Here is a 12,181-nt window from a genome sequence, read left to right on the forward strand (position 1 = left end):
TTCAAAGGGTTGGCGATATGCCAGCGACTATAGCGTTTGGCGCTAGGGTGGCTAAAGACCAAATGGCTCTTTGCTTATGCTTGCCCTGCATTGGGGACGCTGCCTATTGCTTGGGAAACAACGCATTGCCACAGCGCGAACAGAACGCCGCGCCATGCTCGTGATGGTGCTTGGCGCAGGTCGGGCAGTCATGCTGCAACTGTTCGCCGCGCATGGCATTGGCCAGTTCGGCGGTGAAGATGCCGGTGGGCACGGCGATGATCGAGTAACCGGTGATCATCACCAGCGACGACAGCACCTGCCCCAGCGGCGTGGTCGGCACGATATCGCCGAAGCCCACGGTGGTGAGGGTGACGATGGCCCAGTAGATGCCCTTGGGGATGCTGGTGAAGCCATGCTCCGGCCCTTCGATCACGTACATCAATGTGCCGAACACGGTCACCAGGGTCGACACGCTGACCAGGAACACGATGATCTTCTGCTTGCTGCCCTGCAGCGCCGCCAGCAGGTAGTGCGCCTGCTTCAAGTACGGGCTGAGCTTGAGCACGCGGAAGATCCGCAGCATGCGCACCACGCGGATGATCAGCAGGTACTGGGCGTCGCTGTAGTACAGGGCGATGATCCCCGGCACGATCGCCAGCAGGTCGACCAGCCCGTAGAAGCTGAAGGCATAGCGCAGTGGCTTGGGCGAGCAGTACAGGCGGGTGATGTATTCGGCGAGGAAGATCGCGGTGAAGCCCCACTCGATCCCGGCCAGCAGCCCGGCGTAGTTCTGGTGAACGTCGTCGATGCTGTCGAGGATCACCGTCACCAGGCTGGCCAGGATGATCAGCAGGAGAATCTTGTCGAAGCGTCTGCCAGCCGTGGTGTCGGTCTGGAAGACGATGACGTAGAGCCGCTCGCGCAGGCTCGCAGGGTTGTCCATGGGCTCGTTCCAATGTGTGGATGGGCAGAGCCTAGGGGCTGGGTATCAGCTGTGCAAGCGAGGCGCGTTGCGGCGCTGGTTGACCTGGACCAGGTGGTTGCCCAGGTGCATCAGCCAGCACGCGGCCACAAAAGGCGCGGTCAGCCCGGAAATCAGCAGCAGGTTGAACAGCGGCTGCAGCAGCAGGGCGCAGGCGATGGCGAGCAAGGTCATCCAGGGTTTCTCACCCTGGCGGCTGAAGGCCAGGGCTGCCAGGGCGGCGTTGAAGCCATACAGCCCCAGCCACGCGGCCTGCGTTTCTCCAGCCAGCAGCGCGACACCACCGCCGATGGCCGAGCCGATCAACGCCCAGGTGGCGGCATAGGGGTTGGCGAAGTACATGCCGATGACGATCAGCAGGCCGGCCATGGGCTTGTCGAGCAAAAAGATCTGCCCTACGCCGCGCAGCAGGGCATACACAGGATCGGCTTCGACATAGCCGTTGGCCGACGGCTCGGTCAGCAGCAACGCGGCCCAGCCCAGCAGCACGAATGGCGCGGTGTAGGCGATCAGCAGCTTGCCGCCGCGCTTGCGCCATTGGTGGGTGAGCATGCTCGACAGGCCGCCGGCGGCGATGATCAGCGGTGGCAGGATCGCCGACCAGGGCAGTACGGCGCTGATCAGGATGCCGATCAGCACGCCGTTGTAGCAGTACAGCCCGGCCTGGCGGTCGGCGCGGTCGTAGCCGCGGCGTTGGGCGGTAAGCAGGCCGGCCAGGGCGCCGAGCAGGGCGCCGCCGACCAGGTTCGGCGCGGTCAGCAGGATGGCCAGCAGGCAGCACAGGCCGCACAGGGGGTTGCGCAGCAGCAGCACCTGGCTGAAGCCGTTGAGCAAGGCCGTGGCCCAGTCGGGGCACGGGTTGACGAAATTCTTGGTGTACATGGGCAGTCGGTAAGGTGAGTGGGGGAGCGGTGGGCCTCTTCGGGCCTCGGTTTTCCGCATTTCGGTGTATGGGGAGGGCTTTGCCCTCCAATCGCTGCGGTTCGTCGCCACGACAAGCCAGCTCCCACAGGTATTGCGCAATTCCGTGTGGGAGCCGGCTTGTCGTGGCGACGAACCGCGGCGAAAGGGGCGCGCAGCGCCCCCGGCGATCTCAGACCAAGGTCTCGATCCGCAGCGTATTAGTCGAACCCGGCTTGCCGAAAGGCACACCGGCGGTGATCAGCAGCGTGTCGCCACGGCTGGCCATGCCTTGGGCCTGGGCGATTTCCAGCGCCGTGGAGACCACTTCGTCGACCTGGCGCAGGCGGTCATTGACCACCGAGTGCACGCCCCAGGCCACGCTCAGGCGGCGGGCGGTATTCAGGTTCGGCGTCAGGTTGAGGATCGGCGCCCGTGGCCGCTCGCGGGCGGCGCGCAGGGTGGAATTCCCCGATTCGCTGTAGTTGACCAGCACCGCCACCGGCAGGATGCCGCTGATGCGGCGGATCGCGCAGCTGATGGCGTCCGACACCGTGGCTTCGGCCTTGGGCCGACCAACGTCGAGCTGGGCCTGGTAGTCCGGGCCGTTCTCTACCTGGCGGATGATCTTGCTCATCATCTGCACGGCTTCCAGCGGGTAGTCGCCCGAGGCGGTCTCGGCCGACAGCATCACCGCGTCGGCGCCTTCGGCCACGGCGTTGGCCACATCGGTGACCTCGGCGCGGGTCGGGGCCGGGGAGAAGCGCATGGATTCGAGCATCTGCGTGGCCACCACCACCGGCTTGCCCAGCTGGCGGCAGGTATTGATGATGCCCTTCTGGATCTGCGGCACGCTCTCGGCCGGCACTTCCACGCCCAGGTCGCCACGGGCGACCATGATCGCGTCGGACAGCTCGGCGATGGCCTGTAGCTGCTCGACCGCCGAGGGCTTCTCGATCTTGGCCATCAGGTAGGCACGGTCGCCGATCAGCTCGCGCGCTTCGAGGATGTCTTGCGGGCGCTGCACGAACGACAGGGCCACCCAGTCCACGCCCAGCTCGAGGCCGAAGGTGAGGTCGCGGCGGTCCTTCTCGGTGAGCGGGGACAGGTCGAGCACCGCCTGGGGCACGTTGACGCCCTTGCGGTCGGACAGCTCGCCGCCGGCCAGCACTTCGGTGTCGATGGCGTCACTGTGCTTGGCGGTGACGCGCAGGCGCAGCTTGCCGTCATCGAGCAGCAGGTCCATGCCGGGCTCCAGCGCGGCGATGATCTCCGGGTGCGGCAGGTTCACCCGGCGGCTGTCGCCCGGGGTCTTGTCCAGGTCCAGGCGCAGGGCCTGGCCGCGTTGCAGTTGCACCTTGCCGTCGGCGAAGCGGCCGACGCGCAGCTTCGGCCCCTGCAGGTCCATGAGGATGCCCAGCGGGTAGTTGAGCTGCTGCTCGACTTCGCGGATCCACTGGTAGCGCAGGGCGTGGTCGGCGTGTTCGCCGTGGCTGAAGTTGAGGCGGAAGATGTTCACCCCGGCCTCGACCAGCTGGCGGATGTCGTCGATGCCCTTGATCGCAGGCCCGAGGGTGGCGAGGATTTTTACTTTTTTATCAGGCGTCATGAGGGGTCGGTCTCGAGGATCAGGATAGCGCGGAAGTCATTGACGTTGGTGCGGGTCGGCTCGGTGACGATCAGCGCGTCGAGCGCGGCGAAGTAGCCATAGCCGTTGTTGTTGTCCAGCTCATCGCTGGCCGACAGGCCCAGGGCCTCGGCGCGGGCGTGGCTGTCCGGGGTCATGAAGGCGCCGGCGTTGTCCTCGGAGCCGTCGATGCCGTCGGTATCACCGGCCAATGCGTACACCCCCGGCAGGCCCTTGAGGCTTTCGGTAAGGCTGAGCAGGAACTCGGCGTTGCGCCCGCCACGGCCATTGCCGCGCACGGTGACGGTGGTCTCGCCGCCGGAGAGGATCACGCAGGGCGCCTTCAGCGGCTGGCCGTGCAGGACGACCTGGCGGGCGATGCCGGCATGCACCTTGGCCACCTCGCGCGACTCGCCTTCCAGGTCACCGAGGATCAGCGGGCTGAAGCCGGCCTGGCGGGCTTTCACCGCGGCGGCCTCGAGCGACTGCTGGGGCCTGGCGATCAGTTGGAAGTGGCTGCGCGAAAGAGCCGGGTCGTCGGCCTTGACGGTTTCCGACGCCGGGTTGTTGAGCCAGTCGATGACGGCCTTGGGCGCTTCGATGTTGTAGCGCTTGAGGATCGCCAGGGCGTCGGCTGAGGTGCTCGGGTCGGCCACGGTGGGGCCGGAGGCGATGACCGTGGCCAGGTCGCCGGGCACATCGGAAATCGCGTAGGTATAGACGGTGGCCGGCCAGCAGGCCTTGGCCAGGCGCCCGCCCTTGATCGCCGAGAGGTGCTTGCGCACGCAGTTCATCTCGCCGATGGTGGCGCCGGATTTCAGCAGGGCCTTGTTGATCTGCTGCTTGTCGGCCAGGGTCAGACCTTCGGCGGGCAGGGCCAGCAGGGCCGAACCGCCGCCGGAGAGCAGGAAGATGACGCGGTCGTCTTCGCTCAGGTTGCTGACCAGCGCGAGCACGCGCTTGGCCACGGCCAGGCCGGCGGCATCGGGGACCGGGTGGGCGGCTTCGACCACCTCGATCTTCTGGCAGCTGGCGCCGTGGCCGTAGCGGGTCACGACCAGGCCCGAGACCTCGCCTTGCCAGCTTTTCTCGACCACTTCAGCCATGGCGGCGGCGGCCTTGCCGGCGCCGATGACGATGACCCGGCCGCTACGGTCGGCGGGCAGGTGGGGTTCGAGGACCTGACGGGGGTGGGCGGCGGCGATGGCTGTGTCGAACAGCTCGCGCAGGAATTTTTGTGGATCGACCGACATGGCAGGCTCCCAGATTCTTGTTGTTCTGCAAAATCGAAAACGCCCCTGGAACTGCCTCCGTGCAGGCCGAACCAGGGGCGGGTGTTGCTCGGGGTCACCCTTCGACCTGTGGTTGCAGGAGAACGGTGTTGGATTCATCGCCGGCAAGCCGGCTCCCACAGGTACAGCGCTGGATCATAGGACGGTGCGGTCCCTGTGGGAGCCGGCTTGCCGGCGAAAGGGCTGCGCAGCAGCCCCCGGATTCAAATCACTTGTCGTCGCGGATCGAGAAGTTGGCCATGTGCTCCAGGCCCTTGATCAGCGCCGAGTGGTCCCAGTTGCCGCCGCCCAGGGCCTGGCAGGTGTTGAACACTTGCTGGGCATTGGAGGTGTTGGGCAGGTTGATGCCCAGCTCCTTGGCGCCTTGCAGGGCCAGGTTGAGGTCCTTCTGGTGCAGGTTGATGCGGAAGCCTGGGTCGAAGGTGCCTTTGATCATGCGCTCGGCGTGCACTTCGAGGATCTTCGACGATGCGAAGCCGCCCATCAGCGCCTCGCGCACCTTGGCCGGGTCGGCGCCGTTCTTGGCGGCGAACAGCAGGGCTTCGGCAACGGCCTGGATGTTCAGGGCGACGATGATCTGGTTGGCCACCTTGGCGGTCTGGCCATCGCCGTTGCCGCCGACGCGGGTGATGTTCTTGCCCATGGCTTCGAACAGCGGCAGGGCGCGCTCGAAGGCTTTCGGGCAGCCGCCGACCATGATGCTCAAGGTCGCGGCCTTGGCGCCGACTTCGCCGCCGGACACCGGGGCGTCCAGGTAGGCGGCGCCGGTGGCCTTGATCTTCTCGGCGAAGGCTTTGGTGGCGGTAGGCGAGATCGAGCTCATGTCGATCACCACCTTGTTCGGGCCCACGCCTTCGGCGACGCCATTTTCACCGAACAGCACGCTTTCGACCTGTGGGGTGTCGGGCACCATGACGATGATGAATTCAGCTTCCTGGGCCACTTCCTTCGGGTTGGCCAGGGCCACGCCGCCAGCGGCGATCAGGTTGGCCGGAGCTGCGTCGTGGTGGGTCGAAACGAAGATGCTGTGACCTGCTTTTTGCAGGTTCTGGGCCATGGGGTTGCCCATGATGCCGGTGCCGATGAAACCGATTTTAGCCATGAGAGATTACCTCGTTGTAATTGTTGAATCTCGATGGAGCAGGCGGTGCGAACCTTGTGGGAGCTGGCTTGCCAGCGATTGCGATCGATATGCAAACGATGTTGGCCGTGTTGACGTTATCGCTGGCAAGCCAGCTCCCACAGGGGCCAATCAGGGCAGCCCCTTCGAGCGAATCCTTAGATAGCGTTGTGAGTTTTGAGCCAGCCCAGGCCGGCTTCGGTGGTGGTCTTGGGCTTGTACTCCGCGCCCACCCAGCCCTGGTAGCCGATGCGGTCCAGGTGCTCGAACAGGAAGCGGTAGTTGATCTCGCCGGTGCCCGGCTCGTGGCGGCCCGGGTTGTCGGCCAGCTGCACGTGGTTGATCAGCTTGAGGTTGGTTTCCAGGGTGCGCGCCAGGTCACCTTCCATGATCTGCATGTGGTAGATGTCGTACTGCAGGAACAGGTTGTCGCTGCCCACCTCGGCCTGGATTTCCAGGGCCTGTTTCGTGGTATTCAGGTAGAAGCCCGGGATGTCGCGGGTGTTGATCATTTCCATGACCAGGCGGATGCCGGCGGCCTTGAGCTTGTCGGCGGCGTAGCGCAGGTTTTCCACGAAGGTCTTGCGCACGGTGGCGCAGTCCGGGCCTTGCGGGCGGATGCCGGCCAGGGCGTTGACCTGGGTGTTGCCCAGCACCTTGGCGTACTCGATGGCCTTGTCGACACCGGCGCGGAACTCTTCGACGCGGTCGGGGTGGCAGGTGATGCCACGCTCACCTTTCGACCAGTCGCCCGCAGGCAGGTTGAACAGCACCTGGGTCAGGCCATGGGCGTCGAGCTGCTGCTTGATCTCGGCGGCGCTGAAATCGTACGGGAAGAGGTATTCGACGCCGCTGAAACCAGCGTCGGCGGCGGCCTTGAAGCGAGCCAGGAAGTCCTGTTCGGTGAACAGCATGGACAGGTTGGCGGCGAAGCGAGGCATAAGTCGTCTCCTTGCGGTGATTGCCCCCGCGCGCGGCGCGGGGGCGTCAGGCGATCAGTCCAGCAGCGAGATGGCGGTCGGCGCGTCGTTGCCGACCAGGGCGAGGTCTTCGAACTCGTTGACCGCGTTGATCTCGGTGCCCATGGAAATGTTGGTCACACGCTCGAGAATCACTTCGACCACCACCGGCACGCGGAACTCTTCGGCCATCTTCTGCGCCTTGAGCAGGGCAGGGGCGATCTCGGCCGGTTGGAACACGCGGATGGCCTTGCAGCCCAGGCCCTCGACCACGGCGACGTGGTCGACACCGTAGGTGGCGGCGTCGGTGGAATTGATGTTCTCGAACGCCAGTTGTACACAGTAATCCATGTCGAAACCACGCTGCGCCTGGCGGATCAGGCCGAGGTAGGCGTTGTTCACCAGCACGTGGACGTACGGCAGGTTGAACTGCGCGCCCACCGCCAGCTCTTCGATCATGAACTGGAAGTCGTAGTCACCGGACAGCGCGACCACTTTGCGTTTCGGGTCGGCCTTGACGACACCCAGCGCGGCAGGGATGGTCCAGCCCAGCGGGCCGGCCTGGCCGCAGTTGATCCAGTGGCGTGGCTTGTACACGTGCAGGAACTGCGCGCCGGCGATCTGCGACAGGCCGATGGTGCTGACGTAGGTGGTGTCCTTGCCGAACACTTCGTTCATTTCCTGGTACACGCGCTGAGGCTTGACCGGGACGTTGTCGAAGTTGGTCTTGCGCTGCAGGGTAGCCTTGCGTTCCTGGCAGTCTTCCAGCCAGGCCTTGCGGCACTTGAGCAGGCCTGCGGCTTTCCATTCGCGGGCCACTTCGAGGAACACGTCCAGGGCCTTGCCGGCGTCCGAGACGATACCCAAATCTGGAGTGAACACTCGGCCGATCTGGGTCGGTTCGATGTCCACGTGCACGAACTTGCGGCCTTCGGTGTAGACGTCGACGGAGCCGGTATGGCGGTTGGCCCAACGGTTGCCGATGCCGAACACCAGGTCGGACTTGAGCATCGTCGCGTTACCGTAGCGGTGCGAGGTCTGCAGGCCGACCATGCCGACCATCAATTCGTGATCGTCCGGGATGGTGCCCCAGCCCATCAGGGTTGGCACTACCGGGACGCCGGTCAGTTCGGCGAACTCGACCAGCTTGTCGCTGGCGTCGGCGTTGATGATGCCGCCGCCGGCTACCAGCAGCGGGCGCTCGGCGTCATTGAGCAGGGCCAGGGCTTTTTCGGCCTGGACGCGGGTGGCGGCTGGCTTGCTGATCGCCAGTGGCTCGTAGGCGTCGATGTCGAACTCGATCTCGGCCATCTGCACGTCGAACGGCAGGTCGATCAACACGGGGCCTGGGCGGCCGGTGCGCATTTCGTAGAAGGCCTTCTGGAATGCGTAAGGCACCTGGCCCGGCTCCAGCACGGTGGTCGCCCACTTGGTCACCGGCTTGACGATGCTGGTGATGTCGACCGCCTGGAAGTCTTCCTTGTGCAGGCGAGCACGCGGGGCTTGGCCGGTGATGCAGAGGATCGGGATGGAGTCGGCCGAGGCGCTGTACAGGCCGGTGACCATGTCGGTGCCGGCGGGGCCGGAGGTGCCGATGCACACGCCGATGTTGCCCGGGTTGGCGCGGGTGTAGCCCTCGGCCATGTGCGAGGCGCCTTCGACGTGGCGAGCGAGGACGTGATCGATGCCACCGACTTTCTTCAGGGCCGAGTACAGCGGGTTGATCGCGGCGCCGGGAATGCCGAACGCGGTATCTACACCTTCACGGCGCATGACCAGAACGGCTGCATCGATTGCTCTCATTTTGCTCATGGTTTGTGCCTCATCGATTTTGTAATTGTATACAACTTGCGTTGCAGCAGAGTGTATTCATGGTCGGCGCAAAAGGTCAATCCATTTTCGTCGGCGGGTTTGACTTGCTGGTCATGGCGAAAAAGGGCGACATTTCGTCGCAGTGAGAGACATTGGATCAGAAAATTGTATACAAACAGTGTCTTTGTTGTGTTCTATCGTGTCTATTGGTTTTCAACTGCCCTCAGGGCTTCTCACAACAAGAAGAGGACCTTTTCATGAACGCATTGACCCTCAAACAGGCCGTGGGCGTGGTAAATGCCGCGTTGGCCGCAGGCCGCAAGATCAACGCTGCGCCCTTGACCGTGGCGGTGCTCGACGCCGGCGGGCATCTGCTGGCGTTGCAGCGCGAGGACGGCGCCAGCCTGCTGCGCCCCGAGGTGGCCATTGGCAAGGCCTGGGGTGCGGTGGCGTTGGGCAAGGGTTCGCGCCTGCTGGCGCTGGACTCGCAGCAGCGCCCAGCCTTCTACGCGGCTTTGAACGGGCTCGGCGAGCGACCGGTGGTGCCGGTACCAGGGGGCGTGCTGATCCGTGACCAGGTGGGCAGGGTGCTGGGGGCGGTGGGGATCAGCGGGGATACGTCGGATATCGACGAGCAGTGCGCAATCAATGCAATTGAGGAAGTCGGGCTGACGGCGGATGCCGGGGTGGCGGCTTAAGGTTCAGTTTCTCTGGGGCCGCTGTGCGGCCCATCGCCGCGGTTCGTCGCCACGACAAGCCGGCTCCCACAGGAATTGTGCAGGGCCTGTGGGAGCCGGCTTGCCGGCGATAAGGGCTGCGCAGCAGCCCCATTGGCCCTGTCAGGCTGCCTCGGGCTCGCAGCCCTTCAGCACCAGGCGGATGATGGTCTCGGCCGCCGCGTCATAGTCGCTGTCGGCCAGCTTGGCCTTGCCGGTCACCACGGCGATCTGCCAGTCGAAATCCGCGTAGGTTTGCGTCGCCGCCCAGATGCTGAACATCAGGTGGTGCGGATCGACGTGGGCGATCTGGCCGCGCTCGATCCAGCGCTGGATGCACTCGATGTTGTGGCGGGCCTGCTCGTTGAGCTGCTCCACCTGGCGCGGCGACAGGTGCGGCGCGCCATGCATGATCTCGCTGGCGAACACCTTGGAGGCGTGGGGCAGGTCGCGGGAGATGCGGATCTTCGAGCGGATGTACGCGCTGAGCACTTCTTTCGGATCGCCGTCGGCGTTGAACGGCGTCGAGGCCTGCATGATCGGCGCGATGATGCTCTCGAGCACCTCGCGGTAGAGGTTTTCCTTCGACTTGAAGTAGTAGTACACGTTCGGCTTGGGCAGGCCGGCCTTGGCCGCGATATCGCTGGTCTTGGTGGCGGCGAAGCCCTTGTCGGCGAATTCTTCACTGGCTGCGCGCAGGATCAGTTCCTTGTTGCGCTCGCGAATGGTGCTCATTGTCGGGAATCTTCCTCGGGTCTGGCCCCTCCAAGAGGGGTCCGGCATGGTAGCACCCGCTCGGACGGGCGCTCAAGGCAGCGTCTTTGGGCTAGAATCCCGGCCATTCGAACCTACTGGAAACATTTTGACATGGCAGGAAGCAGCTTACTGGTATTGATCGACGATATCGCCACGGTCCTCGACGATGTCTCGTTGATGACCAAGGTCGCGGCGAAGAAGACCGCCGGGGTGCTGGGCGACGACCTGGCGCTCAACGCCCAGCAGGTCACCGGCGTGCGCGCCGAACGCGAGATCCCGGTGGTGTGGGCGGTGGCCAAGGGCTCGCTGGTGAACAAGGCGATCCTGGTGCCGGCGGCGTTGCTGATCAGCGCGTTCATTCCCTGGGCGGTGATTCCGCTGCTGATGGTTGGTGGCGCCTACCTGTGCTTCGAGGGCTTCGAGAAGCTGGCGCACAAGTTCCTGCACAGCAAGGCCGAGGACGACGCGCAGCACGAGGCGCGCAAGGCGGCCGTGGCGGACGAGCAGGTCGACCTGGTGGCCTTTGAAAAGAGCAAGATCAAGGGCGCGGTGCGCACCGATTTCATCCTCTCCGCCGAGATCATCGCCATCACCCTGGGCACCGTGGCCGATGCGCCGCTGAGCCAGCAGATCATCGTGCTGTCGGGGATCGCCATCGTCATGACCCTGGGGGTGTATGGCCTGGTGGCAGGCATCGTCAAGCTCGATGACCTGGGGCTGTGGATGACCAAGAAAGCCTCGGCGCTGAGCCAGGCGGTGGGCAACGGCATCCTGCGCGCAGCGCCGTACATGATGAAAAGCCTGTCGGTGATTGGCACCGCGGCGATGTTCCTGGTCGGTGGCGGGATCCTGGTGCACGGCATCGCGCCGCTGCATCACGCCATCGAGGCGTTCGCCGACGGGCGCGGCGGGGCGTTGACCGGGGCACTGCTCAATGGTGTGGCGGGGGTGATTGCGGGGGCTGTGGTGCTGGCGGTGGTGAGCGTCGTCGGCAAGCTGTGGCAGGCGCTGCGCCCTGCTCACTGAGTAGCGCAGGGACGTGGGGGCGGGGCAAGCCCGCTCCCACGTCAGACAGAGCCTGAGCGCTGTGTGATCAGAAGTGCACTTTCACCAGGAAGCTCATGGTGTTCTGATCGGTAGTGAAGGCATCGCTGTCCTTGATGCCGTACTTGTTCTTCCAGTAGTCGTACTCGATACCCACGTACAACTGCTTCTCGCCCAGGTGCAGCGCTTTGCCCAGGTCGTACTTGACCTGCGGGTTGAAGTGCAGGTTCGCCTGGTAGGTGCCGCGACGGTTCTCGTCGTTGTCCACCACCCAGTCCATGAAGCCGTCGATGAGAATGTCGGACGAACCCACAGGGATGGTGTAGGACCACACCGGGGTGATCTGCCAGACGTTGTCGCCTGGGCGGCTGCCGTCGGTGGTGCGCTGGTAGAAGTTCAGCTGGAAGTAGTCGAAGCCTGGGATCGCCAGGTCGAAGCCGGGGCCGATCAGATAGGACTCGGTGTCACCTTCGCCGAACTCGTAGGTCATGGCCAGCAGCACGTCCTTGACCGGGCCGAACTCGAGCTTCTGGTCGAAGATCTTGCCGAACGACAGGCGTGGGCTGAACTCGCCGTAGTAGGTGTTCGGGCCGTTACTGGCGTCCTTCTTGCCCTGGTAGAAGATCTTGTCGAAGAAGAAGAAGTTGTCGCCGTACTTCCACGCATCGGCGTGCTCGAAGGTGACCGTCTGCTGGGTCTCGGGGTTGACCTTGAAGTTCTTGCCCCACAGGTAGGTCAGGCTGTTGTTCTGCCATTGCAGCAGGTCACCGGCTTGGCTGGCGCCGCAGGCCAGCAGGCCGCCGGCGAGGATCAGGCTATTGATGGTACGCATTGCGTGTGTCGCTCCCTTGAGTTGGATCTGTTGTCAGCGCTCGGGCGCTGTTCTTGTCTTTTGGGTCAGCTTTTTTCAATTGGCCACAGCTGTTTGGCAAGAGCTGCGCCAACTTTTCCACGTTGGGCACAACCATCCTGCTCGACGTCTTTCTGAACG

At 64.5% G+C, this 12,181-nt stretch carries 11 protein-coding genes; 2 read left to right on the plus strand and 9 right to left on the minus strand.

What is annotated here, in order from left to right; all coding sequences use genetic code 11:
* Window positions 1-103 precede the first annotated feature (103 nt).
* The 7 genes from ACQ4OD_RS09385 to gcl all read right to left on the minus strand — a co-directional run bounded on the left by ACQ4OD_RS09385 (window position 104) and on the right by gcl (window position 8,674).
* Window positions 104-925 carry an ion transporter gene (locus ACQ4OD_RS09385; RefSeq protein WP_102683547.1) on the minus strand — a complete coding sequence of 274 codons (822 nt, stop codon included), beginning with the start codon at window positions 923-925 and terminating at the stop codon, window positions 104-106.
* Between the two features lie 45 nt (window positions 926-970).
* Entirely contained in the window at window positions 971-1,846 is an 876-nt protein-coding gene (locus tag ACQ4OD_RS09390; protein ID WP_430944198.1) for an urea transporter, read from the minus strand.
* Window positions 1,847-2,057: 211 nt separating this feature from the next.
* Entirely contained in the window at window positions 2,058-3,473 is a 1,416-nt protein-coding gene (gene pyk, locus ACQ4OD_RS09395) for a pyruvate kinase (RefSeq protein WP_110605504.1), read from the minus strand.
* Window positions 3,470-4,744 (minus strand): glycerate kinase type-2 family protein, encoded by a 1,275-nt coding sequence (locus ACQ4OD_RS09400; protein WP_198753822.1) that lies wholly within the window; start codon window positions 4,742-4,744, stop codon window positions 3,470-3,472. The genes pyk and ACQ4OD_RS09400 overlap by 4 nt, the downstream gene beginning before the upstream one ends.
* Window positions 4,745-4,991: 247 nt before the next feature.
* Window positions 4,992-5,885 carry a 2-hydroxy-3-oxopropionate reductase gene (locus ACQ4OD_RS09405; protein ID WP_023631172.1) on the minus strand — a complete coding sequence of 298 codons (894 nt, stop codon included), beginning with the start codon at window positions 5,883-5,885 and terminating at the stop codon, window positions 4,992-4,994.
* A 176-nt stretch (window positions 5,886-6,061) separates the two neighbouring features.
* On the minus strand, window positions 6,062-6,844 hold the full coding sequence (gene hyi / locus ACQ4OD_RS09410; protein ID WP_046856495.1) for a hydroxypyruvate isomerase: 783 nt from the start codon (window positions 6,842-6,844) through the stop codon (window positions 6,062-6,064).
* A 54-nt stretch (window positions 6,845-6,898) separates the two neighbouring features.
* Window positions 6,899-8,674, minus strand: a complete 1,776-nt coding sequence (gcl, locus tag ACQ4OD_RS09415; protein ID WP_102684645.1) for a glyoxylate carboligase — start codon at window positions 8,672-8,674, stop codon at window positions 6,899-6,901.
* Between the two features lie 257 nt (window positions 8,675-8,931).
* Between gcl and ACQ4OD_RS09420 the strand changes: the two genes are divergently transcribed.
* The gene (locus ACQ4OD_RS09420; protein WP_430944199.1) at window positions 8,932-9,372 is read left to right on the plus strand and encodes a GlcG/HbpS family heme-binding protein; all 441 of its coding nucleotides are present in this window, start codon (window positions 8,932-8,934) and stop codon (window positions 9,370-9,372) included.
* Between the two features lie 141 nt (window positions 9,373-9,513).
* Here the strand turns inward: ACQ4OD_RS09420 and ACQ4OD_RS09425 are convergent, their stop codons facing one another.
* A complete protein-coding gene (locus tag ACQ4OD_RS09425; protein ID WP_028692838.1) occupies window positions 9,514-10,125 on the minus strand; it encodes a TetR/AcrR family transcriptional regulator in 612 nt (203 codons plus the stop codon).
* 132 nt (window positions 10,126-10,257) lie between these two features.
* Here ACQ4OD_RS09425 and ACQ4OD_RS09430 point away from each other — a divergent pair, with 132 nt between their 5' ends.
* Window positions 10,258-11,172, plus strand: coding sequence for a DUF808 domain-containing protein (locus ACQ4OD_RS09430; protein WP_102684648.1), 915 nt, complete (start codon window positions 10,258-10,260; stop codon window positions 11,170-11,172).
* 67 nt (window positions 11,173-11,239) lie between these two features.
* Here the strand turns inward: ACQ4OD_RS09430 and ACQ4OD_RS09435 are convergent, their stop codons facing one another.
* Complete coding sequence (locus ACQ4OD_RS09435) at window positions 11,240-12,022, minus strand: outer membrane protein OmpK (RefSeq protein WP_102684649.1); 783 nt, start codon at window positions 12,020-12,022, stop codon at window positions 11,240-11,242.
* Between the last annotated feature and the right edge of the window lie 159 nt (window positions 12,023-12,181).

The organism is Pseudomonas sp. WC1, from assembly GCF_050586565.1.
In the GTDB taxonomy this organism is placed as follows: domain Bacteria; phylum Pseudomonadota; class Gammaproteobacteria; order Pseudomonadales; family Pseudomonadaceae; genus Aquipseudomonas.

Coding starts and splice junctions, on each gene's coding strand:
- ACQ4OD_RS09385 (WP_102683547.1), bottom strand. CDS start 925: ATGGACAACCCTGCGAGCCTGCGCGAGCGGCTCTACGTCATCGTCTTC.
- ACQ4OD_RS09390 (WP_430944198.1), bottom strand. CDS start 1,846: ATGTACACCAAGAATTTCGTCAACCCGTGCCCCGACTGGGCCACGGCC.
- pyk (WP_110605504.1), bottom strand. CDS start 3,473: ATGACGCCTGATAAAAAAGTAAAAATCCTCGCCACCCTCGGGCCTGCG.
- ACQ4OD_RS09400 (WP_198753822.1), bottom strand. CDS start 4,744: ATGTCGGTCGATCCACAAAAATTCCTGCGCGAGCTGTTCGACACAGCC.
- ACQ4OD_RS09405 (WP_023631172.1), bottom strand. CDS start 5,885: ATGGCTAAAATCGGTTTCATCGGCACCGGCATCATGGGCAACCCCATG.
- hyi (WP_046856495.1), bottom strand. CDS start 6,844: ATGCCTCGCTTCGCCGCCAACCTGTCCATGCTGTTCACCGAACAGGAC.
- gcl (WP_102684645.1), bottom strand. CDS start 8,674: ATGAGCAAAATGAGAGCAATCGATGCAGCCGTTCTGGTCATGCGCCGT.
- ACQ4OD_RS09420 (WP_430944199.1), top strand. CDS start 8,932: ATGAACGCATTGACCCTCAAACAGGCCGTGGGCGTGGTAAATGCCGCG.
- ACQ4OD_RS09425 (WP_028692838.1), bottom strand. CDS start 10,125: ATGAGCACCATTCGCGAGCGCAACAAGGAACTGATCCTGCGCGCAGCC.
- ACQ4OD_RS09430 (WP_102684648.1), top strand. CDS start 10,258: ATGGCAGGAAGCAGCTTACTGGTATTGATCGACGATATCGCCACGGTC.
- ACQ4OD_RS09435 (WP_102684649.1), bottom strand. CDS start 12,022: ATGCGTACCATCAATAGCCTGATCCTCGCCGGCGGCCTGCTGGCCTGC.